Below are 24,076 nucleotides of genomic sequence, written 5' to 3'. Positions count from 1 at the left end.
ACCTGGACGGCAATGACATCAAATAGGAGCGGGGACCTGCTCCATGTCGGGCGTAACCGCGGCAGCAACAAGGCCGTCCGATCACGATGATGTCGGTTTGCGTGAGCTGCCGCCGAGCCTCCAGCCTGCGCTGGTTCGTTTCGCAACACCACCGCCGGCCGACAGGCCGGCGGCATCAGCACATCCATCGAGTCATCCTCACATCTGATCACGCGAACGCCATGGGAAGAGATTGGCCGGGAAGTCCGCGGCCGGTTTCGACACGCGCGGCGCCGGAGCAGCGATCCTGGCGGCATCCGGATGGATCGCGATCGCCTCGCGGTAGAGATGCCAGGTGGCGTGGCCGAGCACGGGAATGACCACCGCCAGTCCCAGGAAGAACGGGATCGTACCGGCGACCAGCAGCACGGCGACGATGAGGCCCCAGGTGGCGACGGCGACCGGGTTCTTCGCCACCACGCGCAGCGAGGTCACCACCGCTTCGAGCGCGCCGGCGTGACGGTCGAGCATCAGCGGGAAGGAGATGATGCTGAGGCACAGCGCCAAGAGTGCGAACAGGAAGCCGGCGCCGCAGCCGACGGCCATCAGCCACCAACCTTGCGGTGTGGTGAAGACGCGCTGAACGAAATCGCTCACACCGGCGGCGCCGCCATAGCCGAACACCGCGACATAGATCGCCTGCGCCGTCGCGACCCAGGTCACGAACAGCGCCAGCAGCAACGTCCCGAGGCCGAGCATGGAGCCGAACGAGGGCGAGCGCAGCACCTCGAATGCATCCCACGCGCTCGCTTCCTCGCCGCGATCGCGGCGACTCGACAGCTCGTAGAGGCCCAGTGCGGCGAACGGACCGAGCAGGGCAAAACCGGCCGCGAGCGGGAACAGCAGCGGCAGCACCGCATAGCCGAACACGGCGCGCGCCAGCACGAGGCCGAGCACAGGATAGATCGCGCACAGCATCACGGCGTGGCTTGGAACAGCCTTGAAATCGTCCCAGCCGAGCCGCAGCGCGCGCATGAGACTCGAGAAGTCGATCGTCCGAATCGTGATCTCGGCCGCGACCTCGTCGGCAGGCCGAACATGTGCGGCGGCATTGCTGTGATAGGTGGCCATTATCGTTCGCTCCCTCATGCCTTGTGAGGCGCTTCCCAACCACGCAGGCGGGGCTGCGCTTGTCGTTGGACGGATCGCGAATGGCCAAACGCGACGAACCTCGGGACGGCCATTCGCGAACGGAAGTGAGAAGCATAATGGCGAACACGGCCGCGCCTACTCACGCCTCGGTGAGGGATGTGAATGTCGCAGTGCATTAGGGGGCCAGGAGAGCGCGACGAAGCTGAGCATTCCCTGGACAAAGTCATTCCGCCGTCATTCTGCCTTCGGTAAGCTTCACAACGGTCGCCGTGTTCGGGCTGGCAGGTGACCGTCGCGCGAAGGAGCTGTGACGGGCAGCTCCGCAACGGAACACCGCCGACCGAGTTCTTCATTCGATCTCTATCCATTGGGAGCCACTGATGAGCGTTTTCGGAAAGATCATGGGCGCGATTTTCGGCCATCATGCCGAGGCTGCGCCGGCCGGCGGCGGCACGCCGGCTGCGGGCGGAACCGCGCCCGCGGGTGGCACGGCTGCGGCTCCCGCGGCTGCGCCTGCTGCAGCGCCACAGAGCGTCGACGTGGCTGAGATCGTTGACAAGGCCGCGGCCGCCAAGCACGAGAAGCTGGAGTGGCGGACCTCGATCGTCGACCTGATGAAGGCGCTCGACATCGATTCGAGCCTTGCCGCCCGCAAGGAGCTCGCCAAGGAACTCGGCTACAGCGGCGACACCAACGACTCCGCGAGCATGAATGTCTGGCTGCACAAGCAGGTGATGAGCAAGCTCGCGGCCAATGGCGGCAAGCTGCCGCCGGAGATCAAGCACTGAGCCGCTGCGTGCTGCAAGAAAGCGAAAGGCCCGCCATCGTGCGGGCCTTTGTCGTGTGTGCTCTCGTGATGTGCGGCAGCGCGCAAAGACCTCAGGCGCGCACGAGTGCGGCGCGCTCCCAGGCCTGCGCATACATCTGGTCGCGATTGACGCCGATGTCACGCAGCGTGCGATCGTCGAGCCGTTCGAGGCAGGCGAGCTGAGCGCGATAATGCGTGTAGCGCTTGAGGAAATCGAAAATGGCGGTGATGAACATGAGCCTCTCCCCATTGGTCTGGTTGTCTGTTCGGCGGGGGATTGCTGATCCATCCGGGTAGCCATTGCGTTAATCCGGGCGCTCCACTTGCTTTGTTCGGTAGTTCTACGGACCGTCAGGCCATGATGTCCCGGTTCTCCGGGTGATCGCGGAGGTAATCGGCGACGAAGCTGCAGCCCGCGGCGACCTTGTGGCCCTCGGTGCGGATCAGCTCCAGCGCGCCCTTGACCAGCTCGGTGCCGATGCCGCGCCCGCGTAGCGGACGCGGCGTCTCGGTGTGGGTGATGATGACCGCCTGCGGCGTCGCGCGATAGTTGGCGAAGGCGATGTTGCCCTCGATGTCGAGCTCGAAGCGGCTCTCGGCCTTGTTGTCGCGAACGGCGGTCATGGTCGCTCCTCTTAGGCGCTACTCTTGGGCGCTACTTTCGTTTCGGTTTGTCGGTCAGCCTGATGAACTCGGCCAGCATGTCGCGGATCGACCACGGCTTGCCGTCGATGGCGCCGCGGATGTCGTCGATCTTCCACTGGCCGGCCTCGCGGACGAGGTCGTAACGGATGACGTTGTCGGCCTGTTCCTTGCGGTCGTTGCGGTGGCCGGTGAGGGTGACCGCGATGGTCGCCTTGTCGGCCTCCTGCTTCTCCGACACCACCTTGAACGAGGCGACATCCGGATCCTGCGAATTGGTGATCGGATCGAAATCGACCGCGCCGACTTCGCCCTTGGGCGTGCGGGCATCCATCTTGGCCCATTGGGCGGCCAGTGCCTTCGACAGATATTTCGCGCGCGCCGCCTTGTCCGCGATGACGAAATTGCCGCCGTCCTCGCCCTTGCCCTTGGCGACGCGGGTATAGATCGCGGTCATGATGCCGGCGGGCTCGTTGGCGGCGGGGGTTTGCGCGTGCAGCGGGGACGCGGCGAGTACGCCGGCGAGGCCGAGAAGCAGAAGGCGGCGATCGATCATGGATGTCCTCAAATCAGATTCGGCGCGCGGTGAAATGGATGAATGCGCGGGCCGGCACGGGTTTGTCGCACGGCGCCCGCATTCGTTCGAATGACCCGTCCGCATGGGTGTGATGGGCAGGCCGCGCTTGCGAGGCCACGGCGGAGCGCGATAAACAGGCCGGATGGTAACGGGCGGCTGAGATCGCCCGACGGATCGATCGAGGGGACGCTGCCATATGAGTCTGTTCACGGGGCTATTCATCCGCGTTATCAGCACGAGGGCGCCTCGATGACACAGCTGCGCATGTCCCGCCGGGTGATGAACCTCGCGCATATCGTCACCCAGAATGGCCGCAGGCTCGGGGAGCGCATCGGCTTCGTGTGGGGCGAGCGTGCCTGGAGCTGGCGCGAGATCGACGCGATGGTCGCGGCGCTCGCGGCGGCGCTGGCCGACCAGGGCATCGCCAAGGGCGATCGCATCCTGGTGCATTCCAAGAACTGCGAGGAGATGTTCGTCTCGATGTTCGCCGCGTTCCGGCTCGGCGCGGTGTGGGTGCCCACCAACTTCCGCCTGATGCCGGACGAGGTCGCCTATCTCGCCACGGCTTCCGGAGCGAAGGCGTTTCTCTGTCACGGCGATTTTCCCGAGCATGCGGCGGCGGTGACGACGGCAGCGTTCACCTGGCGCATGGGTGAGGGCGGCACTCTCGGCACGTGCTCCGTCGCGGAGGCGATCAAGGCACATGCCGGCGCTGACGTTCCGAACGCTGCGGTGGAGCATGACGATCCCTGCTGGTTCTTCTTCACCTCGGGCACGACCGGGCGCTCGAAAGCGGCGGTGCTGACCCATGGCCAGATGGCCTTCGTCATCACCAACCATCTCGCCGATCTCACGCCCGGCACCACCGAGCACGACGCTTCCCTGGTCGTCGCGCCGCTGTCGCATGGCGCCGGCGTGCATCAGCTGATGCAGAGCGCGCGCGGCGCCAAGACGGTGCTGCTGCCGAGCGAGAAGTTCGATATCGCGGAGGCCTTCCGCCTCATTCAGACCCATCGCGTCAGCAACCTGTTCACGGTGCCGACGATCCTGAAGATGATGGTCGAGCATCCAGCCGTCGATCAGTTCGATCACTCGTCGCTGCGTCACGTCATCTATGCCGGCGCGCCGATGTATCGCGAGGACCAGAAGCGCGCGCTGGCGCGGCTCGGCAAGGTGATCGTGCAGTATTTCGGGCTCGGCGAGGTCACCGGCAACATCACCGTGCTGCCGGCCGCGGCGCACGAGGAAGAGGATGGACCGCAGGCGCGGATCGGCACCTGCGGCTATGAGCGCACGGGCATGCAGGTCTCGATCCAGGACGATCAGGGCCGCGAGCTGAAGGCGGGCGAGACCGGCGAGATCTGCGTCATCGGCCCGGCGGTGTTCGCCGGCTACTACGACAATCCCGAAGCCAACGCGAAGGCATTTCGCGACGGCTGGTTCCGCACCGGCGATCTCGGCCACATGGACGCGCAGGGGTTCGTCTACATCACCGGCCGCGCGTCGGACATGTACATCTCCGGCGGCTCCAACATCTATCCGCGCGAGGTCGAGGAAAAGATCCTGACCCATCCTGATATCGGCGAGGTCGCCGTGCTCGGCGTGCCCGATCCGGTTTGGGGCGAGGTCGGCGTCGCCGTCTGCGTTGCGCGCGAGGGCGCGAAAGCACCGAGCGAGAGCGATATCGCCGGCTATCTCGCGACCAAGCTGCCGCGCTACAAGATGCCGAAGCGTTTCTTCTTCTGGGACAGCTTGCCGAAGTCCGGCTACGGCAAGATCCCCAAGCGCCTGGTGCGCGACGAGCTCGAGACGCGCGGGCTGCTCGATCTGACCAGGCAGGGCTGACACGCGATGCGATTCATCACCCAGCCCGGTCCGCCCATTGCGGACCGCATCCAATGGGTCGAAGCGCGCGGCCGCGCGTTCACCTTCACGATGGAGCAGGGCGTGCCGCTGCTGGAGGCAGCGCGCCGCGGCTTTGCGGCACACGGCTTTGCCGGCGGCGTGCTCGACATCAAGCGCGGCGCGCTCGGGCCGTTCGCCTACGTGATGCCGGCATTGTCCAAGACGCCGGATCATGCCGCGTTCTACAGCGACACTTATCGTCCCGCCGGCGTCACGCAGCTGACGACCGGAACGATGACGCTTGGCATTCGTGACGGCGCGCCGTTCTTTCATTGTCATGCGCTGTGGACGGACGAGGGCGGTCGCGCCGGGGGCGGACACATTCTGCCGGAGGAAACCATCGTCGCCGAACCGTTCGAGGTCGAGGCGTTCGGGCTCGACGGGACGATCTTTGCGGCGGAGCCTGATCCCGAGACCGGGTTCAAGCTGTTCGGCCCGGTGGCGGCAGCGCCAAGTGGTGCCACCACGGATCGCCGCGCCTTCGCGCTGCGGCTGCGGCCGAACCAGGATTTTGCCGGCTGCCTGGAAGCGTTCTGCCGGAGCCATGGCATCCATGAAGCCAGGATCCGCGGCGGCGTCGGCTCGACCATCGGGGCGCGGTTCGAGGACGGCGCCATCGTTGCGCCGTTCGCCACCGAGCTGACGATCGCTGCCGGAAGGATTACGCGAGGCGAGAGCGGCCTCGAAGCCGTGCTCGATATCGCACTCGTGGACTACACCGGCGCGCTGGCGCAGGGACGCCTGGTGCGCGGCGACAATCCGGTGCTGATGACGATGGAACTGGTGCTGGAGATCGTGGCGTAGCACGCTGTGGGCGGTGGTCGATTGCACCGCGATGTGCAACATTGCTGCTCGTGTCATTGAGGTTGTAAAGGCGTGATGGCAAGGAAGCAGCGCGAGATCCGGCTGCCCGCACCCTATCTGAAGCGGCTGTGGCTCGATCCGGCCAAGATCGCCGATCGCGCCGCCTATCCGTTCTGCCTGCCGTTTTTGCACGACGAGTTCGAGCTGAGCTTCTCGCACGCCATCACCATCATCGTCGGCGAGAATGGCATGGGAAAGTCGACGCTGCTCGAAGGCATCGCGGCGCTCGCCGGCTACGACGAGGCTGGTGGCGGCAAGGGCTACATGCCGGTGAACCATAGCCGTGCCGTCGAATGCATGGGCGGCGCGCTCGCGCAGGCATTCCGCGCCAGTTGGTTGCCCAAGGTCACGAACGGCTGGTTCTTCCGCGCCGAAAGCTTCTTCTCGGTCGCGCGCTATCTCGACGAGGCCGCGTTGGACGTCAACGGTCCGCCGCCCGACTTCCTGTCGCATTCCCATGGCGAGGGATTCCTGCGCTTCTTCGAAGAGCGCTGCCGGCGCCAGGGCCTCTATATCTTCGACGAGCCGGAATCGGCGCTGTCGCCGGCGCGACAGATCGAGTTCCTGAAGCTGATGCGGCGGATGGACGAGGCCGGCCACTGCCAGGTGCTGATGGCGACGCATTCGCCGGTGCTGATGGCCTATCCCGGTGCGACGTTGCTGCGGCTGACGAAGTACGGCCTGGAGAAGGTCGCAGTGCAGGACACCGATCACTTCAAGGCGCTGCGCGAGTTCTGCAACGATCCGGATGGGTTCGTGCAGAGCGTGTTCGCGGAGTGAAGAGCACGCTCGCTCCGGATTGCTTCGTTCGAATTGCCTCGCTCCGCCCGCATCGACAACAACAGCTGTCATCGCCCGGTCAAGCCGGGCGATGACAGCTGTGGGCGAGACGGCAAAGTGTACAAGACGAGCAGGGGCAAAACGAGCGAGACACGTGACCTCCTTCTCGCGATGCATCCGCACCCGAGCTTTGCCATTCGTTCCGCCCTCCTCAAGTGAGAGGGCGCAGGGAAGGCCGGGTGCAGGCCGCACCCATGGCCCGCCTGCAGAAAAAAAGCAGGCGGCAGTCACCACAGGATTGGCCGAACATCCGGCCTTCCCTGCGCGACGGTTTTAACGGCTTATACGCGCTCTCCTCGGTGCACCGGGCTTTCTGGCCACCGTCATCGGCGCGATGCTCTCGCATCGGCGCCCATTTGACCTCAGCATCGGGAGGTCAGGACCACACGATTTCGCCGTCCGCCCCGCAGCCCGTCGTCTTGCGCAGAAAGCACCGGGCCCGTGACGTCCATCGCATCCCGCTCCCAACGCCCGTGACGACCGCGCGCGCCCCTCTCGTGAGGGCAGGACGGTGACAGGAAAACAGAAATTCTGTAATTACGAAACGGAAATATTTTCCGCCGCGGGACTGGACAGGGGTGATGCCGCTGATCCCATGCGCGAATTTAACTTTTGCCTGCCTCGCCGTTTTGGTGTCAAACCCGCTGCTCGACCGGCGTCCTGTTGGCTGTCGGGCAAATCAGGCGTGGTGCAGATGACGGAGCAGACCAACTCTCATGACGCGCTCGATCGGGCGCTGCTTGCGCTCGACGACCGGGCGATGGTGCTGGGAGAACTCGACGGCTTCATCGCGGGTCTGCTGATCCTGCCCGACGATGTCCCGCCCGGAGAATGGTTTTCAGCCGCGTTCGGGCTCGGCAAGGGGCAGCGCTCCGTATTCGCGAGCATCGATCACGCCAACGCGGTGCTGGACCTCGTGATGGCCTATCATGACGAGATCGCGCGGACGCTGGCGAAGACGCCGGAGCTGTATCAGCCGCGCTTCCCCGTCGAAGACGACGGCGAGGTCATCTGGGAGTTGTGGGTCGAGGGCTTTGCGGCGGCAGTGGAACTGCGTCACGATCGGTTCATGGCCTATCGGCAGGTCGGCGGCGAGGTCGCGGGGGCCGCTCTGGGCCTGCTGATGGCGATCGATATTGCGCTCGACGAGAACAGCGATCCGGTTGAGCTTGGCAAGCTCAGCGCCAAGATGGCCGCTCTCGCACGAGACGCCGTTCTCGTCCTCTACCGCCATCGGCAGAGCGGGGCGCCTCTGCCCGGGACGCCTGCATTCGGCGAGCGGCCCAATCCATTCGCCTCTTTCGGCAAGATCGGCCGCAACGATCCCTGTCCGTGCGGTTCCGGCCGGAAATACAAGCGTTGTTGCGGCGCGAATTGAGGCGGCCACGACACGGTCTTTTTTGTTGCAACAATCCGGAGCGGTGCAAAGATGCGCTGCCCGTGCCGGATGCGCGGGCCAATGAAAGTGACCGAGGAAACGAGATGAGGATGGTGTTCGGCAAGGCGCTGACCGCAATGGCGGCGCTCGCGATCGCAACGACGGCTCTGACAATTTCGGCCCTGACCACTGCGGATGCGCATGGTCCCACCCGGCGCAAGGTGCAGGAGCATGTCGAGATCAACGCCGCGCCCGCCAAGGTGTGGGCTATCATGGGCAACTTCCAGGACATGAGCTGGCTCGGAATCGTCGACAAGACCGAGGGCGACAAGGGCAACGAGATCGGCGCGACCCGCAAGCTGACCCTGAAGGGCGGCGCCACCGTCGACGAGGAGCTCTACAAATACGATGCCGAGAAGATGAGCTATTCGTATCGCATCACTGCCGTCGACGTGAAGGTGCTGCCGGTGACGAACTACTCGTCGACCATCGCCGTGACGCCCAGCGCCGACGGCAAGGGCAGCGTGGTCGAATGGACCGGCGCCTTCTACCGCGGCTTCCCCAACAACGACCCGCCGCCGGAGCTCAGCGACGAGGCCGCGGTGAATGCGGTGACCGGATTGTACAAGGGCGGACTGGAAGGGCTGAAGAAGAAGGTGGAGAGCGGGAGCTAGTGCAACGGTTTGCGAGCTAGTGATCGATGATGTCGCCAAGCGCGCGCTGCGCTCCCTCTCCCCGTTCTTCACGGGGAGAGGGTTGGGGTGAGGGGCCGCCGCCCGAGAGGTGTTGCTTCTTCGCGTGGAGTTTTTGCGGCCAACCTGGCGTAAGCTTGCTCGTCCGATGGACTGGCGATCCGGGTCAGATGCGTGCCATGCCCCTCACCCGGATTGCTGCGCAATCCGACCTCTCTCCGCAAAGTGCGGGGAGAGGTTGCACCGTCCGCTCTGAGGGAGGTCGTGTCACCGGCACAATTGTGCAGGTACATCTCTCCCGGCATGCCGAACGACGCCGGCGCCGGACAGGTCGCGCCGGCGTCGCTCGTCTGGTTGATGGCATCCGAGCGCTCCTGCTCGCCGCCTCTCTCAGTTGCATCGCTTCGGCGCACGCCGAAGAAGCCTTCGTCACCAACCAGCTCAGTGACGATCTCACCATCGTCGATCTCGCGACCTCCAAGCCGGTCGCCACGATTCCGATCGGCGGCAAGCCGGCCGGTGTGGCTGTCGCGGCGGATGGCCGTTTCGCCTATGTCGCGAGCCCGGACGACAAAGCGGTCAGCGTCATCGACGCCGCTGCACGAAAAGTCGTCGGCCGCATCGAGGTCGGCGGCGGGCCGCTCGGGATCGCCGTGGCGCCCGACGGGGCGATGGTCTACGTCGCCGATTGGTACAACGCCGCGATCCGCATCATCGATGCCAAGACGAGGACGGTGGCGGGCAGCATCGCGGTCGGGGCCTCGCCATCGGGTCTTGCGCTGACGCCGGACGGCAAGCTGCTGCTCTCGGCGGATCGCGACGACGACATGGTCTCGGTGATCGACACCGCCACGCGGCAGCGCCTCAAGACCATCAAGGTCGGCACCCGGCCGTTCGGCGTCACCATCGATGCCGAGGGCAAGCGCGCCTATACGGCCAATGTCGGCTCCAATGATGTCTCCGTGATCGATCTCGCCGAGGCACGCGAGATCGGCCGCATCAAGACGGGCCTGCGGCCCTATGCCGTCGCGCTGGCGCAGGGCAGGGGCTTCGTCACCGATCAGTATGACGGCACGGTGAGCGTGTTCGACCTGGCCAGCCTTCAGCCTGTCAAGCGCATCACCGTCGGCGATTATCCGGAAGGCATCGAGGCCACCGCCGACGGCCAGCGCATCATCGTCGCGAATTGGGAGAGCAACATCCTCAGCGTCATCGACGTCGCGGCGCTGAAGGTCACGGCCGAGATCAAGGTCGGCGACGGCCCGCGCGCGTTCGGGGCGTTTCTGCGCAGGTGAGCTAGCAAGTGAGCTAGCAGGTGAGCTACGAGGCGGCCTTCGCCACCAGACGTTCCACGATCTCCTCCATCCGCGTGAACACCAGATCCGGCTGGCGGTCGCGCAGCGCCTTCTCGGCGGCGTAGCCCCAGGTCACCGCGCCAAAGGCAATGCCGGCGGCGCGGGCGGCCTCGATGTCGCGCGTTTCGTCGCCAATGGCGATCACCTCGGCCGGGGCGACGCCGGTGCGCTTGACCACGCGCCTGAACTTGCGCGCCTTGCCGTACAGCGCGGCCGAGCAGTCGAAGGCGGTGAACAGCGCGGCCGATGCCCCGAGCTTCTGGCGCGCATTGGCCTCGGTGTCGGATGACACCAGCGCCAGCCGCAGCCCCGCATCGGCCAGCGCCGCCAGCATCGCCTCGACGCCGGCAAACAGCGGAATGCTGGCGGCCTGCTCGGTCTTGAGGCGGCGAATGTGACGCGCGATCAGCGGCAGCTTCCAACGGGAAACGCCCAGGTGATCCAGCACCTCGGCGGTCGAGGCATGGCGCAGGCGCTCGACATCCTCGTCGACGACGGGCCGAAAGCGATAGCGCGCCGCGACGGTATTCACGTTGCGGCGAAACCACGGGAAGCTGTCGGCCAGAGTGCCGTCGAGATCGAAGATGACGAGTGAGTAGGACATCGGACCGGAGGGCAAAGAGGGAGGAGACGTTGACCAGCAACAGTGCGAGGCGGCAGACCGTCTCGCACTTAGCAACGGTGGCCTCCCGCGGCAATGGATCAGGCTGACCGCGGTCGGCGTGCGCTCAGATCGTCGTGATGATCCAGGGTTGAACAGCTTGTGATGTGCGCGCTGACGGGAGATCGCCTATGGTGATGGTGCGACGGATGGAGTCCGTCGCGCCATTTGATTTGAATTATTTGTATCATTCAACATCAGCGAGATTTCAGATGCCGTTCAACAAATTTGCTGCCGCCTATCTGTCCTACTTTGCCTATATCGACGATGCGCTCGACGTCGTTCAGGCCAGCGACTTCGCCACATTCCTGCAGAAGATCCCCTCCGGCTCGGCCAACGGGCCCTGGTCCCTGTGCTGGGGGCCGGCCGTGAACGACGGCGTGCTTGCCTATGTCGCGAAAGGCGCCGACGGCAGCTACGCGCTGGCGTTTCGCGGCACCGATGTCGACGGTTCGGTCTCGGCGGCGTTCGAGAATGTCGGCGCCGACCTCGAGGCGTTCTTCATGGTGCCGTTCCTGTATCCGCAGCAGCCGTCGCTGCCGGCGGCGTCGCAGCCGCAGATCTCCTCGGGTCTCAATGGTGCGCTGGCGCTCGCCATCGGGTTGACCGATCCGGCGACCGACATCTCGCTGCTGGACTATCTGCGCAGTCTCGCCAAGGCCGCTCCGCTCGATCTGATCGTGACCGGGCACAGCCTCGGCGGTGCGCTCGCCGTCGCGGCGACCGCCTGGCTGCAGGATCAGCTGCCGAAGGCCGGTACCGTTTCCTTCACGCTGTGGCCGCATACGTTCGCATCGCCGACGATGTGGAACGGCGCGTTTGCAAGCAACTTCGCGAGCTTCACCTACTACGCCGCCGTCAACAAATACGACGCGGTGCCGATGGGCTGGGCGGATCTCGCCACCTTGCAGACGACTTATCAGTCGCCGGGACCGAGCCTCGAAGACACGGATACGCTGCTCTATGTCGGGATCTTGGCCCTGGAGCCCGTCGCCGCCAAGCTCGGCTACACGAAGATCGTGCCGAGCAATCCCGATGTGTTCGCGGCGACGCTGCAGTCGGTGCCGACATGGACCGAAGAGGCCGGCCTGATGCATTCGATGCAGAACGTGTATTTCCAGCACGTGAACGGAACGGCCGGGCCGGACCTGCCGGGCACCAGCACCACCGGTGTGGCGCGGCCGCGCGCGGTCGCCGTCGCGGCGTGACGCGGTTGCTGCAGCGTTGAGCGATGTCAATCGGAGGCGCGGTGCTGACGACGTGCCGCGCCGTCGACATGGATTGGCAAGGGGCCGGCGCGATTTCGCCGATCACGATTGCATCACGGCTATTGTGAGGGTGCGTTGCGGAACGGTGCCGCAATGCGGCGGTTGACCCGCACGCAAGCAAGGAGAGTCGCATGCAACGCACGATCAAGATGGCGGCCCTGGCCGCAGCTACCCTCGTCATCGGCACCGCCGCCGCGTCCGCGCAGGGCTATGCGCGCTACAACGATTCGATGGCCTTCGTGCCACCGGCGCAGGGTTATGATTCCGAGCCGGTCTATGCCGGCGCGCAGGCTCCGGCCTATGCACCTGGTCCGGCGGCTTGGGGCCGCGGCTTCAACGGCACCAACCATCCGACCCCCGGTTCGACGCAGGGCGATGTCGGCCCGCAGGGCAACAACAACGGCACGCAGACCGGCATCTATCGCCAGTGGTAAATAACATCGCCGCCTTGAGGGCGTCTTTGTGAGTTCAGCAAACCCGTCGCTCGGAGACGAGCGGCGGGTTTGTTGCGTCTGAACGGATTCACGTCTGAACGGAGGAGCGGCGGATCACGGCCTCGCACGAATGTGAGCGCCGCGTTGTGTCGCACAATTGTTGGAGCGACCACCGGAACCTCCTCTGCGGTGCCGTCGTTTGTTCCTCGATTGAATTAGGAACAACGGAGCAAGTTCATGCGCATGATCACGATGGCCGCGCTGGCGGCGGCGACGGTGGTGACGGGCACGGTCGGCGCCACGGCCGGCGAATACGGCCCGGGCGGCTACGGCTATGGCGGCCAGACCACCAGCACCTATGCCTACCGCGACTCCTTCGCCTGGGCGCCGGCCCCGGTCTACGAGGAAGGCTACGTCGCCGTCGCACCAGGCCCCTACGCCGGCCCGGGCTGGGGCGCCGGCTACAACGGCACCAACCACCCGACCCCGAGCTCAACCCAGGGCGACGTCGGCCCCTGGGGCAACAACAACGGCACGCGGAGCGGGTATTACCGGTGGTAATAACATGCCGTCACAGGAAAGGGGCTTTCGCTCAACTGAGCGGAAGTCCGTTTGCATATCCCCTCTCTGGGAGAAGAATCTAAGCAACATTATTTGCAAAGTGTGGAACTTAAGATAAATTGCATTCAACGATATAGAATATCGGAGATTGCAATGAGTGACACTCAGCTTTCTTTCGACCAAGTTGTTAATCCTGAGCAGACCCAGTCGATCTCGTATCAGCCGATCAAGTTTGATAAAACAATTAGAATAGCAGTCACTGGCGACGTCCGAGTGACGCGGGCAGAACGGCGGATTATTGACACTCCTGAGTTTCAACGGCTGAGAGGAGTGAAGCAGCTCGGACCATCGTCTTGGGTTTATCCAACTGCTGTCCATACGAGGTTTGACCATTCTCTCGGTGTACTTCAAATGGTCGACGAAATGGTTCAATCCATTCGGGAAATCGTATTTCAAGTACCAGTGTCGAACGGCCAAGAAGCCATTATCGAGATAACAGACACTCAGAGAAAGCTCGCGCGTCTATATGGGTTACTTCATGACGTGACGCATGTTCCCTTTGGGCACACTCTAGAGGATGAGCTCGGGATTTTTCCGTCTCATGATGCGTTTCAGAAGGCTGGCACTCATCAAGATGGGCTGGATAGATTTGAACTGTTGCTCGGAGACAAAAGTCAAATTGGTCAAATTCTCATTGAAGAACATGGTCACGAGTTTTACAGCCGATTCAAAAACATATTTGTCAGGGGAGGGCGAGATCGGTTGCAGCATAGTGAGGGTGGGCGTGTCGTTTGCGATGAGATTATATACTTTCTTGTTAGCGATACAGTATGTGCAGATCTTCTCGATTATGTAAAAAGAGATAGCTTTTTCTCTTCTATCGATCTGAATTTATCATTTCGGTTCTTGAAATTTATGTATGTGGCAGACGTACCAATTGCTTCGCTTCGAAATGAGCGTCGCCGAAGATTAGTAATTCGCTTGTGGAAGCCAAAGACAGGACGAGCTCGGCGCGATATCATGACCGATTTAGCCGGCCTTATGGAGGCTCGCTACATGATTGCAGAGCGTATATATTTTCATCCAACAAAGCTGATTGTGGGTGCGATGATTGGTCGCGCTGTTCTCGAAGCTAAGCGATTGAGATGCTTGAGCGCAGAAGAGCTTCTCGCGCATTCGGATGACAGTTTACTTCGTGAATTAATCGATCTCGATAAGCTCAAGGGCGGGGATCCAGAGGAACAGAAGAGTCGAAAAATCGCTTCTAAGCTAGCCTTGGCTGTGGTGCACAGAAGACTATTTAAGTGCCAGCACAGATATACTGACAAGTCCTTTGGAAGGGCGGGTGATAATGTAAATCTGAAAGAGGATGCTCTTCATGCTTTGAAAGATGCCGACCGGCGGCGCGACATTGAAAACGAAATCGCCGATTGGGGTGGGGTAAATCATGGTGATGTCCTGGTCTACGCGGCTCCGAGAAAGATGAATTCGAAAGTGGCCGATGTCCAAGTTGATTGGCAGGGGCAGCTAGTTCGACTTTCTGACATCTCAGATCCTGTGCTTTCTAACAGGTTAAAAACGATCGAGGCTGCTCATAAGGAGCTTTGGGGCATCGATTTGATTGTTTCGGACGAATTGTCGGCAGAGCAGAGAGAGCAAGTTCAGTTTGCGTTTGAGGCGAAGTTTCTCGGGCGAGAGCGAGCCCGTGAATGTTATATGCAATTAGCTCGAGATGTGATTGACCAAGAGGAAAAGTTTTCGAACTATCCTCCCGAAAGTAAGCGTAAGACGGCTCGTACGATAGCTGACAAGTTGGCCGAAGCGGGGCTTGCCTTTCACGGAAAGGCTAGTGTGAGAACGCGAATAGTGGAGCTGGCGTCGGAAATTATGTCGGATCGGCTCTAAAGCTAGAAATGGCGTCTATCATTAGAGACAGTCTCTATCGCGAGCTTTCCGTGGCCATCGGAGGCAGGGATGTCTTTGACTGGATAGATGACACTGGAGCGGAGCTGGCGACGGCCGGCTTCGATGGGTGTTGCGTCGACTTGAACTCGAAGTTGCTCGCACTGGCGGGCGTCGATCGGATTTTTGAAACGGATCAAACATCGATTGAGGCGCGCGTAGAGCGGGTTGGTGCGGGCTTCAAGATTCTTATTTATCGCCATCTAAATGATGTGGACCGTCGTGCGCTTTTAGCTCACGAGGTGGCTCATGTTGTTTTGGCCAGTAACCGTGCGGTTTCTCGCGTGCTAGATCGAGAGATGCTTAGTTTCGATCGCGATCTGGAGTTCCTGGTGGACCGGCTAGCGTATTCGATCTTGGTCCCCAAATGGTTTATTCGAGAGCGTTCAGCGAACCTCATATTTTGGGAAGGTTTCACGTTGGCGGAACGCTGGCGTGTTCCCCCGAAGATTGCTTTTTTGCAGATCATGGAAGCGGTGGCAAAGCCCGGCGATCGGGCGATTCATCTAACGTGTAGGTATGAGTCGCCAGATCAGCTAATGCTCTTTCGAGAACTACCAAAACGATGGAAAGTAAATTGGTCATTGACTGCTGATCAAATTGACGGCAGCAGGCCAATTGTTCGTAAAGGCGCTCGGGGATCCAGCTCCGGTTTCATCGCGAGCATAGAGGGCGTCTCATTGCTCGAAGACCCTGGATGCGGTTCTGAGAAGCTCTTGGCGTGGATGCGACAGAGCCAAACGCTCCAGAAGCTTCTTGGTGATCGACGCCAAATCGAAGCAAAGGCCTGCAAGAAAACCCCGGACTTGGGGGCAGACGGGGCATATTGGATGTCCTATGTAGTGCTCGGAAGATAGGCTATTTCCTACTCCGCCGCCTCGCTCGCAGCCCCGCGCCCGCGCTTCTTCGGCTTGGCTGACTTTTCCAGCACCGGCTTCAGGAACTGGCCGGTGTAGCTGCGCGGCGCCTTGACGATGTCTTCCGGCGGGCCCCAGGCGACGATCTCGCCGCCGCCGTCGCCGCCTTCGGGGCCGAGGTCGATGACCCAGTCGGCGGTCTTGATGACTTCGAGATTGTGCTCGATGACGACCACCGTGTTGCCCTGGGCGACCAGCTCGTGCAGCACCTCCAAGAGTTTCTTGACGTCGTGGAAGTGCAGGCCGGTCGTCGGCTCGTCCAGGATATAGAGCGTGCGGCCGGTGGCGCGCTTGGACAGCTCCTTGGCGAGCTTGACGCGCTGGGCCTCGCCGCCGGACAGCGTGGTGGCCTGCTGGCCGACATGGATGTAATCGAGGCCGACGCGGCGCAGCGTCTCGAACGTGTCGCGCACGCGCGGCACCGCCTTGAAGAACTCGGCGGCCTCCTCGACGGTCATGTCGAGCACGTCGGCGATCGACTTGCCCTTGAACAGCACGTCGAGCGTCTCGCGGTTGTAGCGCTTGCCCTTGCAGACGTCGCAGGTGACGTAGACGTCGGGCAGGAAGTGCATCTCGATCTTGATGACGCCGTCGCCCTGGCAGGCCTCGCAGCGGCCGCCCTTGACGTTGAACGAGAAGCGCCCGGGCTCGTAGCCGCGCGCTTTCGATTCCGGCAGGCCGGCGAACCATTCGCGGATCGGCGTGAACGCGCCGGTGTAGGTGGCGGGGTTGGAGCGCGGGGTGCGTCCGATCGGTGACTGGTCGATGTCGATGATCTTGTCGATATGCTCCAGGCCCTCGATGCGGTCGTGCGGGGCGGCGGCCTCGTTGGCGCCGTTGAGCTTGCGCGCGATTGCCTTGTAGAGCGTGTCGATGAGAAGCGTCGACTTGCCGCCGCCGGAGACGCCGGTGATGGCGGTGAACAGGCCGAGCGGAATCTCGGCCGAGACGTTCTTGAGATTGTTGCCGCGGGCGTTGATCACCTTGATGGTGCGGCGATGGTTCGGCGGCCGCCGCTCGGGCACCTCGACCTCGAGCTCGCCGGTGAGATATTTGCCCGTCAGCGACTTCGGATTGCGCATGATCTCGGCGGGCGTGCCCTCGGCGACGATGTGGCCGCCATGGGTGCCGGCCCCCGGGCCGATGTCGAGCACGTAGTCGGCGAGCCGAATGGCGTCCTCGTCATGCTCGACGACGATCACGGTGTTGCCGAGGTCGCGCAGCCGCTTCAAGGTGTCGAGCAGGCGCGAGTTGTCGCGCTGATGCAGGCCGATCGACGGCTCGTCGAGCACGTAGAGCACGCCGGTGAGGCCCGAGCCGATCTGCGAGGCCAGGCGAATGCGCTGGCTCTCGCCGCCGGACAGGGTGCCGGAGGAGCGGGCCAGGGTCAGGTAGTTCAGGCCGACATCGAGCAGGAAGGTGAGGCGGTCGCGGATTTCCTTCAGGATGCGCGTGGCGATCTCGGTCTGCTGCGCGTTGAGCTGGGCCGGCACCCCGGCGAACCATTCACCGGCGGCCTTGACGCTGAGATCAGAGATCTCGCCGATGTGCTTGCCGCCGACCTTGACGCACAGCGCCTCCGGCTTCAGCCGGAAGCCCTTGCAGCCGGCGCAAGGCACGTCGTTGAAGTACTTGCCGAGCTCCTCGCGGGCCCATTCGCTCTCGGTCTCGCGGAAGCGGCGCTCGATGTTGGTGATGACGCCTTCGAACGGCTTCTTGGTGTCGTAGGCGCGGACGCCGTCTTCATAGGTGAACTTGATCTCGTCGTCGCCGGAGCCGTGCAGCAGGGCGTTCTGCGTCTTCTTCGGCAGGTCCTTCCACTTGGTGTCGAGCGTGAACTTGTAGAACTTGCCGAGCGCGGTCAGCGTCTGCAGGTAATAGGGCGAGGACGACTTGGCCCAAGGCGCGATCGCGCCCTTGCGCAGGGTGACGTCCTTGTCGGGAATCACGAGGTCGGCGTCGACATGCTGCTCGACGCCCAGGCCGCCGCATTCCGGGCAGGCGCCATAGGGGTTGTTGAACGAGAACAGCCGCGGCTCGATCTCGGGAATGGTGAAACCGGAGACGGGGCAGGCGAACTTCTCGGAGAACAGGATGCGTTCGGGCCCGCTCTTGTCGTGGATCTTTGCCGTCTTCTTCTTTTCCTTCTCCTCTGCCGGCGCGGCGGAGGCGGGCGCGTCCGCGAATTCGACGACGGCGAGGCCCTCGGCGAGCTTCAGCGCGGTCTCGAAACTCTCGGCGAGGCGCTGGCCGATGTCCGGGCGCACGACGATTCGGTCGACGACGACGTCGATGTCATGCGGGAACTTCTTGTCGAGCGTTGGCGCCTCGGCGAGCTCGTGGAAGGTGCCGTCGATCTTGACGCGCTGAAAGCCCTTCTTGAGATATTCGGCGAGCTCCTTCTTGTACTCGCCCTTGCGGCCGCGCACGACCGGCGCCAGGAGATAGAGGCGCGTGCCCTCGGGCATCGCCAGCACGCGGTCGACCATCTGCGACACGGTCTGGCTTTCGATCGGCAGGCCGGTGGCCGGCGAATAGGGCACGCCGACGCGGGCCCAGAGCAGGCGCATGTAGTCGTAGATCTCGGTGACGGTGCCGACGGTCGAGCGCGGATTTTTCGAGGTGGTCTTCTGCTCGATCGAGATCGCCGGCGACAGGCCGTCGATCTGGTCGACGTCCGGCTTCTGCATCATCTCCAGGAACTGGCGCGCATAGGCCGACAGCGATTCGACATAGCGGCGCTGGCCCTCGGCATAGATGGTGTCGAAGGCGAGCGAGGATTTGCCGGAACCTGAGAGCCCGGTGAACACCACGAGCTTGTCGCGCGGGATCTCGACGTCGACGTTCTTGAGATTGTGTTCGCGGGCGCCGCGGATGGTGATCGCCCGCAGGCTCGACGAGTTGGCTTGCGCGCGCTGCTTGGCCTTGATCACTTCATCCATGACGATTGTCCCACGGCGCGACGTCAGCGCCATCGTTGCAGGCGCGTTCTGCCGGAAACCGGCCATCGGACGCCAGGGGGAAAAGGTATCGTCGGAACGTAGGAAGAACGAGCCCGGATTTCCAGTGCCGTCGGCGAATCATCAACAATGCACTCGCGACATGGCAGCGTGTGGCAGGAGCGGAACCGGTCCGCCATTCGTGGGCGGGCGCGGCCGGCCGGGCGCTCGATCGGGAATTGGATTGGACAAAGAAAAAGCCTCCGCCCTTGTGGAGCGGAGGCCTGTGCGTTGGCCCGGAGGCCGCAGTTCTTAGAAGTGGTAGTTCACGCCGACCTGGAAGGTGTGCAGGTTGAGCGTGCCGATCGGAAGGGTGCCAGCGAAATAGGTGCTGCTCTCGAGGCTCTTGTAGAGGTACTCGCCCTTCAGCGACCACTTCGGAGCGAACATCCACTCGACGCCAGCGCCGGCGGTCCAGCCGCTCAGGAACTTGGTCTCAGAACCGGCCAAGCCAAGCACGGTCGCCGAAACCTTGTTGTTGCCCCAGGCGTAACCACCGGTGCCGTACAGCAGCACGGTGTTGAAGGCGTAGCCGATGCGGCCGCGGACGGTGCCGGTCGATTCGATGCGATCCGTCAGGCCGATGATGCCGGGGATGCCAGCCGAAGCCTTGATGTCAGACCAAGCTGCGTCGGCTTCCAGGCCGAACACCACCGGGCCCTGCTGCCAGTTGTAGCCGACGGTGCCGCCGGCGAAGCCGCCCTTCATCGCCGCCACGTCGGCGTTCTCGCTGCCGTAGCCGCCCATCGCACCGATGTAGAAACCGGTCCAGGTCGGAACCGGCGCGAGAACCGGGGCCTTGGTGTAGGTCGGACGCGCGGCAAGATCGGCAGCGGCAGCGGGAGCAGCCAGGGCGGCCAGGGCCACGGTCGCAAGCAGGATCTTCTTCATTCTTGTCTCCAGTTTATTCCTCGAAGTCCGCGTCGCACCGAAGCTTTCACGCACGAAACAGACTCACCCGTTCAAGTTGACGATCTCCCTATAGCCGGGTTCCGTGCGGATTACCGTCACCCTGAAGCCACACTCGGGGCGAAACCGCGTTTTTGCGGGCAGGTTCCCGAAAGCCGTTGTGACTCAAATGCTTGGTTCCGGGTGTGGCCTATGGATCGAGGTGTCCTCCGGGCAACAAAAAAGGCCGGCTTTCGCCGGCCTTTGGAACTCTCGTTGGATGGGGCGATCAGTATTTCGCCACGACCGGGCCGCCGAAGCGGTAGTTCACGCGTGCCGTGAACAGATCGACGTCCTGCTTGATGGTGTTGGTCTGGGTGAAGACCGCGCCCACGAACGGGACATTGGTGTTGCCCATGAACAGGTGGTCGTATTCGAAGCCCACCGACCAGTTCGGCGCGAAGGCGTATTCGACGCCGGCGCCGACGGTCGCGCCCCATTTGTGCACGGTCGTGGTGGCCAGCACAGTGTTGATCACGCCGGAGAAGATCTCGTACTTCGAGTCGGTGACGGCCGCGCCGCCCTTGGCGTAGAGCAGGACGTCGCCGAAGGAATAGCCGATCTGGCCGGTGAACAGGCCGAAGGCGTTGAGCTTGGTGCGGTTGCGATCGGGCGCGAACACCGGGCTGATGTTGTTGCCGGTGAGATCAGCCCAGTTGCCCTGCGCCTCCAGGCCGAACACGACCGAGTTCATCTGCCAGCGATAGCCGAACTGACCGCCGACCGTGCCGCCGGTGGCGTTGTGGCAGCCCTCGGTCGGGCCGTTCACGAGCGTCCAGCAATTGCGGCTCGAGCCGTAGCCGCCGTTGATGCCGAGGTAGAAGCCGCTCCAGTCGTTGATGGCAGCCATCATCGGCGGCGCCTTGGTGTACGGGCGGACGGCCATGTCGGCCGCCGAAGCGGACGTGGCGGTTGCGATGCCGACGAGAGCCGTCGTGATCACAAACAACTTCTTCATCAAATTCTCCCCCAAGGAGTTGGAATGACAAGCGATGAAAAGTTCATACACGCGGCATCCCGGAGATGCTGTAACGCACCTGCCACAGGGGGTAAAAAGCGTTATAAATCAAATATTTAACACAAAAGCGCCGTGCCGTTGCCGAGCCATGGACACGAAAAAGGCCGGCGCAGGCGCCGGCCTTCAGAAGGGCTCCGAGAAGCCGCTTTTTCGCTTAGTAGCGGGTGCCCGCGGGGCCGCCGAATCGATAGTTCACCCGCACCGTCGCCATGTCGATGTCCTGCTTGATGGTGTCGACGCGCGAGGTCACCAGGGCCGTGGCCGGAAAGGTGATGTCGCGCGAGCCCATGAACAGGTGATCGTACTCGACGGCGACCGACCAGTTCGGTGCAAAGCCGTACTCGACGCCGGTGCCGACGGTGCCGCCCCAGCGGGTCTCGCTGGCGGAGTCCAGCTGGGTGCCTACCGCGACCGGCGCGGCTGCATTGGCGGTGCCGGTGTATTTGTTGTGCGTGACCGCGGCGCCGCCCTTCACGTACCAGAGCACGTTGCCCCAGGCGTAGCCGACCTGGCCGGTGAACAGGCCGATCGCGTCGGTCTTGGTGTTGTTGGTGATGCCGGCTGCGAAGGCGGCCGTGCTGGCGTTCGATGATTTCAGGTCGGTCCAGTTGCCCTGGGCCTCCAGGCCGAACACCCAGCTGGCAGCCTGCCAGCGATAGCCGACCTGACCGCCGATCAGGCCGCTGCTCGCATTGCGACAGCCTTCGGCCTGTGCCGGTGCGACAGTCGCGCCGCCGACATTGTTCAGCGTCCAGCAATTGCGGCTCCAATCGGCGCCGCCATTGATGCCGAGATAGAAGCCGGCCCAGCTCGGCAGCGGCGTGACATAGGCCGGCGGAGGCGCCTTGCCATAGGGGCGCGTCGCGAAGTCGGCGGCCGATACGGGAGCCAGTCCGAGCAAAGCGGCGCCGGCAGTCACGATCAAGGTAGTCTTCTGCATTGGATCTCTCCCCAGTCCCAGAACGAGTCCCGCGGGATCCCTCCGATCCGCGTGTCGTTTGCTGCTGGTTGTAGGAGAGACTGATTTCTAAAGCGGTGATGGCCGCGCAGGCGCGACCAGATGTGTCGATCGTGCTTAAGCGGACGTAAACGATGTCGCGGCCGGTGCGTGATGCCGCCAGGGTAGGGCGTGCGGCATTACATCAAGCCCGGATGACCGTCGGCGAAAACGCGTAGGGGGAGCCTGCGCGGCTCAGTGCTTGGAGACGACCGGGCCGCCCCAGCGGTAGTTGACGCGCACCGTCGCCATGTCGACATCTTGGCCGACCGTATCGGTCCGGGTCGCCGCGCCAGCCGGGACGCCGGTGAAGTTCAGCGCCTTGTTGCCCATGAAGATGTGCTCGTACTCGGCGCCGACCGACCAGTTCTTGCCGAAGCCGACCTCGAGCCCGGTGCCGACCGTGGCGCCCCAGCGCGTGGTGCTGAACTGGTCAAGGATCGTCCCTGTCCCGGTGGCGAGACCGTTGTACTTTTCACCTGCGACAGCGGCGCCGCCCTTCACGTACCAGAGCACGTTGTTCCAGGCATAGCCGATCTGGCCGGTGAGCAGGCCGACGCCGTTGACCTTGGTCTGATTGGTGACCGCCGGTGCGAGCTGGCTGGTGTTGCTGCCCTTGAGGTTGGCCCAGTTGCCCTGGCCCTCGACGCCGAACACCCAGCTGCCCGCCTGCCAGCGATAGCCGATCTGGCCGCCGGCCAGCGCGCCGGTCGCGTCGTGGCAGCCCTCGGCATTGGTCGCCGCGACGCCGCCGAAAGTGACGTTGTTGGTCCAGCAGGAGCGGGCGGAGCCGCCACCGGCGTTCAGACCGAGATAGAAGCCGCTCCAATCATAGATCGTCGCGATCATCGCGGGCGCCTTGGTGAAGGTGCGCGCGGGCAAATCGGCTGCGATCGCCGGCGCAAGCCCCAGCGCCAGCGAGGTTGTCGCCCCCAGCAACAGCCTTCTCATCGCAGTCCCCAAACCAAGTCCGACGCCCGCACGCACGCTCTCACCAACGCCCACCCGCGGAGCCTTGATAGACCCTTCCGTCGCAAAAAGCCGTCACCCAAACGACACAGCGGCTCAGCAAGTGTCGGTTCTGACAGGCAAAAAAAGGCCGGCGCGAGGCCGGCCTTTGGTCATATTCGCGCTTGGCGTGCAATCAGTAGCGCGACACGCCCGGGCCACCGAAGTGGTAGACGATGCCGGCCTTGACGGTGTGGATGGTGTCCTTCCACTCCGAACGATCGCCGATCGTCGGCGTGTACTGCAGGCTGCTCTTGCCGAAATCGAGATAGTTGTACTCGAGCTTGGCCGACCAGTTCTGGGCGAACATGTATTCGGCGCCGGCGCCGATCGTCCAACCCCAGCGCCAATCGCTCTGCGACGCGCCGAATGCAGCCCCGAACAGACCTGGATCGTAGCGGTGCTGCAGATCGCCGACGGCGGCACCGCCGCTGATGAAGAACAGCGCCGGGCCCGCGGCGTAGCCGAGGCGGCCCTTGATATCGCCGAAGCCGCGCAGCTTGGTGAAGTAGCTGTCGCCCGCGCCGAGGTTGATCTCGGACGAACGGCCGCTGATGTCGGCCCAGTGATAGTCGCCTTCGAGGCCGAACACGACGTTGTCGACCTGCCAGTTGTAGCCGATCACGCCACCGACAAAGCCGCCGTTGAAGTCGTAGCGCTGCGTGCCGGCGAAGCCGACCGCGTTCGGCGCGCCGAGGAAGGTCTCATCGCTGCGACCCCAGCCGCCGCCGCCCTGCAGACCGAGATAGAAGCCGGCCCAGGTCGGAAGCGGAGCGGGCGCCATGACCGGCGCCTTCGTGTACGGGCGGGCAGCCAGATCGGCGGCCCCTGCGGGGGCCAGCGACCCCAAGACCATCAAGCTGGCAGCTGCAAGAAAGAGTTTCTTCATCCCAAGATTCATCCCAAGTCTCCCGCGTTGGGCGCCCCGAATTTCGTCCCCGGAGGCGCTCGTCTTTGAGGTGGTGCGACCGCCCAGGGCGGCCTCATTCCGTCCGCAAATATACGCGATTCAACCCTGGATACCGTCTCCCAAAAGCCACAGGCGAGGAGGATGTGAGGCAAGCTAAGTCAATGAAAGTTAATCTCTTTTTCGTGATCGGTGGAACTTTTT

Annotated in this window: 23 protein-coding genes; 12 read left to right on the top strand and 11 right to left on the bottom strand. The window is 63.3% G+C overall.

From position 1 onward, the window contains the following. Positions 1 to 198 precede the first annotated feature (198 nt). Complete coding sequence (locus NLR35_RS02405; protein WP_257164952.1) at positions 199 to 1,110, bottom strand: DUF2189 domain-containing protein; 912 nt, start codon at positions 1,108 to 1,110, stop codon at positions 199 to 201. 401 nt (positions 1,111 to 1,511) lie between these two features. Here NLR35_RS02405 and NLR35_RS02400 point away from each other — a divergent pair, with 401 nt between their 5' ends. Then, entirely contained in the window at positions 1,512 to 1,919 is a 408-nt protein-coding gene (locus NLR35_RS02400) for a DUF3597 domain-containing protein (protein WP_257164951.1), read from the top strand. Between the two features lie 91 nt (positions 1,920 to 2,010). Here NLR35_RS02400 and NLR35_RS02395 read toward each other — a convergent pair whose 3' ends face one another. The 3 genes from NLR35_RS02395 to NLR35_RS02385 form a co-directional block, all read right to left on the bottom strand. Then, on the bottom strand, positions 2,011 to 2,175 hold the full coding sequence (locus NLR35_RS02395) for a DUF1127 domain-containing protein (protein ID WP_257164950.1): 165 nt from the start codon (positions 2,173 to 2,175) through the stop codon (positions 2,011 to 2,013). Positions 2,176 to 2,290: 115 nt separating this feature from the next. Then, positions 2,291 to 2,563, bottom strand: a complete 273-nt coding sequence (locus tag NLR35_RS02390) for a GNAT family N-acetyltransferase (protein WP_257164949.1) — start codon at positions 2,561 to 2,563, stop codon at positions 2,291 to 2,293. 31 nt (positions 2,564 to 2,594) lie between these two features. Continuing rightward, positions 2,595 to 3,137, bottom strand: coding sequence for a YbjP/YqhG family protein (locus NLR35_RS02385; protein WP_257164948.1), 543 nt, complete (start codon positions 3,135 to 3,137; stop codon positions 2,595 to 2,597). A 270-nt stretch (positions 3,138 to 3,407) separates the two neighbouring features. On the opposite strand from NLR35_RS02385, the gene NLR35_RS02380 reads away from it, so the two are divergent. The 6 genes from NLR35_RS02380 (at position 3,408) to NLR35_RS02355 (ending at position 10,132) form a co-directional block, all read left to right on the top strand. Beyond that, positions 3,408 to 5,003 carry an acyl-CoA synthetase gene (locus NLR35_RS02380; RefSeq protein ID WP_257164947.1) on the top strand — a complete coding sequence of 532 codons (1,596 nt, stop codon included), beginning with the start codon at positions 3,408 to 3,410 and terminating at the stop codon, positions 5,001 to 5,003. A gap of 6 nt (positions 5,004 to 5,009) precedes the next feature. Then, a complete protein-coding gene (locus NLR35_RS02375) occupies positions 5,010 to 5,867 on the top strand; it encodes a DNA-binding protein (RefSeq protein WP_257164946.1) in 858 nt (285 codons plus the stop codon). 75 nt (positions 5,868 to 5,942) lie between these two features. Next, complete coding sequence (locus NLR35_RS02370) at positions 5,943 to 6,707, top strand: AAA family ATPase (RefSeq protein ID WP_257164945.1); 765 nt, start codon at positions 5,943 to 5,945, stop codon at positions 6,705 to 6,707. A 754-nt stretch (positions 6,708 to 7,461) separates the two neighbouring features. Further along, a complete protein-coding gene (locus NLR35_RS02365) occupies positions 7,462 to 8,145 on the top strand; it encodes a UPF0149 family protein (RefSeq protein ID WP_257164944.1) in 684 nt (227 codons plus the stop codon). A gap of 104 nt (positions 8,146 to 8,249) precedes the next feature. Further along, positions 8,250 to 8,819 (top strand): SRPBCC family protein, encoded by a 570-nt coding sequence (locus tag NLR35_RS02360; protein WP_257164943.1) that lies wholly within the window; start codon positions 8,250 to 8,252, stop codon positions 8,817 to 8,819. Between the two features lie 380 nt (positions 8,820 to 9,199). Beyond that, positions 9,200 to 10,132, top strand: a complete 933-nt coding sequence (locus NLR35_RS02355) for a cytochrome D1 domain-containing protein (RefSeq protein ID WP_257165227.1) — start codon at positions 9,200 to 9,202, stop codon at positions 10,130 to 10,132. Between the two features lie 25 nt (positions 10,133 to 10,157). On the opposite strand, the gene NLR35_RS02350 is transcribed toward NLR35_RS02355, so the two are convergent. After that, the gene (locus NLR35_RS02350; RefSeq protein WP_257164942.1) at positions 10,158 to 10,796 is read right to left on the bottom strand and encodes an HAD-IA family hydrolase; all 639 of its coding nucleotides are present in this window, start codon (positions 10,794 to 10,796) and stop codon (positions 10,158 to 10,160) included. A 269-nt stretch (positions 10,797 to 11,065) separates the two neighbouring features. Here NLR35_RS02350 and NLR35_RS02345 point away from each other — a divergent pair, with 269 nt between their 5' ends. The 5 genes from NLR35_RS02345 to NLR35_RS02325 all read left to right on the top strand — a co-directional run bounded on the left by NLR35_RS02345 (position 11,066) and on the right by NLR35_RS02325 (position 15,935). Beyond that, a complete protein-coding gene (locus NLR35_RS02345) occupies positions 11,066 to 12,061 on the top strand; it encodes a hypothetical protein (RefSeq protein ID WP_257164941.1) in 996 nt (331 codons plus the stop codon). A gap of 191 nt (positions 12,062 to 12,252) precedes the next feature. After that, positions 12,253 to 12,555, top strand: coding sequence for a hypothetical protein (locus NLR35_RS02340; RefSeq protein ID WP_257164940.1), 303 nt, complete (start codon positions 12,253 to 12,255; stop codon positions 12,553 to 12,555). 237 nt (positions 12,556 to 12,792) lie between these two features. After that, positions 12,793 to 13,116 carry a hypothetical protein gene (locus tag NLR35_RS02335; protein ID WP_006609356.1) on the top strand — a complete coding sequence of 108 codons (324 nt, stop codon included), beginning with the start codon at positions 12,793 to 12,795 and terminating at the stop codon, positions 13,114 to 13,116. A gap of 153 nt (positions 13,117 to 13,269) precedes the next feature. Next, the gene (locus NLR35_RS02330) at positions 13,270 to 15,021 is read left to right on the top strand and encodes an HD domain-containing protein (protein WP_257164939.1); all 1,752 of its coding nucleotides are present in this window, start codon (positions 13,270 to 13,272) and stop codon (positions 15,019 to 15,021) included. 50 nt (positions 15,022 to 15,071) lie between these two features. Next, on the top strand, positions 15,072 to 15,935 hold the full coding sequence (locus NLR35_RS02325; protein WP_257164938.1) for an ImmA/IrrE family metallo-endopeptidase: 864 nt from the start codon (positions 15,072 to 15,074) through the stop codon (positions 15,933 to 15,935). 8 nt (positions 15,936 to 15,943) lie between these two features. On the opposite strand, the gene uvrA is transcribed toward NLR35_RS02325, so the two are convergent. The 6 genes from uvrA to NLR35_RS02295 all read right to left on the bottom strand — a co-directional run bounded on the left by uvrA (position 15,944) and on the right by NLR35_RS02295 (position 23,854). Further along, entirely contained in the window at positions 15,944 to 18,937 is a 2,994-nt protein-coding gene (uvrA, locus tag NLR35_RS02320) for an excinuclease ABC subunit UvrA (RefSeq protein ID WP_257164937.1), read from the bottom strand. A 309-nt stretch (positions 18,938 to 19,246) separates the two neighbouring features. Continuing rightward, a complete protein-coding gene (locus tag NLR35_RS02315) occupies positions 19,247 to 19,885 on the bottom strand; it encodes an outer membrane protein (RefSeq protein WP_257164936.1) in 639 nt (212 codons plus the stop codon). 286 nt (positions 19,886 to 20,171) lie between these two features. Continuing rightward, positions 20,172 to 20,900 (bottom strand): outer membrane protein, encoded by a 729-nt coding sequence (locus tag NLR35_RS02310; protein ID WP_257164935.1) that lies wholly within the window; start codon positions 20,898 to 20,900, stop codon positions 20,172 to 20,174. A gap of 214 nt (positions 20,901 to 21,114) precedes the next feature. Continuing rightward, the gene (locus NLR35_RS02305) at positions 21,115 to 21,900 is read right to left on the bottom strand and encodes an outer membrane protein (RefSeq protein WP_257164934.1); all 786 of its coding nucleotides are present in this window, start codon (positions 21,898 to 21,900) and stop codon (positions 21,115 to 21,117) included. A 252-nt stretch (positions 21,901 to 22,152) separates the two neighbouring features. Beyond that, positions 22,153 to 22,908, bottom strand: coding sequence for an outer membrane protein (locus tag NLR35_RS02300; protein WP_257164933.1), 756 nt, complete (start codon positions 22,906 to 22,908; stop codon positions 22,153 to 22,155). Positions 22,909 to 23,101: 193 nt separating this feature from the next. Further along, on the bottom strand, positions 23,102 to 23,854 hold the full coding sequence (locus NLR35_RS02295; protein WP_257164932.1) for an outer membrane protein: 753 nt from the start codon (positions 23,852 to 23,854) through the stop codon (positions 23,102 to 23,104). Between the last annotated feature and the right edge of the window lie 222 nt (positions 23,855 to 24,076).

Source organism: Bradyrhizobium sp. SRS-191, from assembly GCF_024586915.1.
Lineage (GTDB): Bacteria > Pseudomonadota > Alphaproteobacteria > Rhizobiales > Xanthobacteraceae > Bradyrhizobium.
The sequence above is the reverse complement of the archived record's forward strand: the minus strand, read 5'-3'. Positions and strand labels throughout refer to the sequence as shown.

Bases quoted from the DNA above. Each gene is read 5' to 3' on its own strand.
- NLR35_RS02405 (WP_257164952.1), bottom strand. From the start codon at position 1,110: ATGGCCACCTATCACAGCAATGCCGCCGCACATGTTCGGCCTGCCGAC.
- NLR35_RS02400 (WP_257164951.1), top strand. From the start codon at position 1,512: ATGAGCGTTTTCGGAAAGATCATGGGCGCGATTTTCGGCCATCATGCC.
- NLR35_RS02395 (WP_257164950.1), bottom strand. From the start codon at position 2,175: ATGTTCATCACCGCCATTTTCGATTTCCTCAAGCGCTACACGCATTAT.
- NLR35_RS02390 (WP_257164949.1), bottom strand. From the start codon at position 2,563: ATGACCGCCGTTCGCGACAACAAGGCCGAGAGCCGCTTCGAGCTCGAC.
- NLR35_RS02385 (WP_257164948.1), bottom strand. From the start codon at position 3,137: ATGATCGATCGCCGCCTTCTGCTTCTCGGCCTCGCCGGCGTACTCGCC.
- NLR35_RS02380 (WP_257164947.1), top strand. From the start codon at position 3,408: ATGACACAGCTGCGCATGTCCCGCCGGGTGATGAACCTCGCGCATATC.
- NLR35_RS02375 (WP_257164946.1), top strand. From the start codon at position 5,010: ATGCGATTCATCACCCAGCCCGGTCCGCCCATTGCGGACCGCATCCAA.
- NLR35_RS02370 (WP_257164945.1), top strand. From the start codon at position 5,943: ATGGCAAGGAAGCAGCGCGAGATCCGGCTGCCCGCACCCTATCTGAAG.
- NLR35_RS02365 (WP_257164944.1), top strand. From the start codon at position 7,462: ATGACGGAGCAGACCAACTCTCATGACGCGCTCGATCGGGCGCTGCTT.
- NLR35_RS02360 (WP_257164943.1), top strand. From the start codon at position 8,250: ATGAGGATGGTGTTCGGCAAGGCGCTGACCGCAATGGCGGCGCTCGCG.
- NLR35_RS02350 (WP_257164942.1), bottom strand. From the start codon at position 10,796: ATGTCCTACTCACTCGTCATCTTCGATCTCGACGGCACTCTGGCCGAC.
- NLR35_RS02345 (WP_257164941.1), top strand. From the start codon at position 11,066: ATGCCGTTCAACAAATTTGCTGCCGCCTATCTGTCCTACTTTGCCTAT.
- NLR35_RS02340 (WP_257164940.1), top strand. From the start codon at position 12,253: ATGCAACGCACGATCAAGATGGCGGCCCTGGCCGCAGCTACCCTCGTC.
- NLR35_RS02335 (WP_006609356.1), top strand. From the start codon at position 12,793: ATGCGCATGATCACGATGGCCGCGCTGGCGGCGGCGACGGTGGTGACG.
- NLR35_RS02330 (WP_257164939.1), top strand. From the start codon at position 13,270: ATGAGTGACACTCAGCTTTCTTTCGACCAAGTTGTTAATCCTGAGCAG.
- uvrA (WP_257164937.1), bottom strand. From the start codon at position 18,937: ATGGATGAAGTGATCAAGGCCAAGCAGCGCGCGCAAGCCAACTCGTCG.
- NLR35_RS02315 (WP_257164936.1), bottom strand. From the start codon at position 19,885: ATGAAGAAGATCCTGCTTGCGACCGTGGCCCTGGCCGCCCTGGCTGCT.
- NLR35_RS02310 (WP_257164935.1), bottom strand. From the start codon at position 20,900: ATGAAGAAGTTGTTTGTGATCACGACGGCTCTCGTCGGCATCGCAACC.
- NLR35_RS02305 (WP_257164934.1), bottom strand. From the start codon at position 21,900: ATGCAGAAGACTACCTTGATCGTGACTGCCGGCGCCGCTTTGCTCGGA.
- NLR35_RS02300 (WP_257164933.1), bottom strand. From the start codon at position 22,908: ATGAGAAGGCTGTTGCTGGGGGCGACAACCTCGCTGGCGCTGGGGCTT.
- NLR35_RS02295 (WP_257164932.1), bottom strand. From the start codon at position 23,854: ATGAAGAAACTCTTTCTTGCAGCTGCCAGCTTGATGGTCTTGGGGTCG.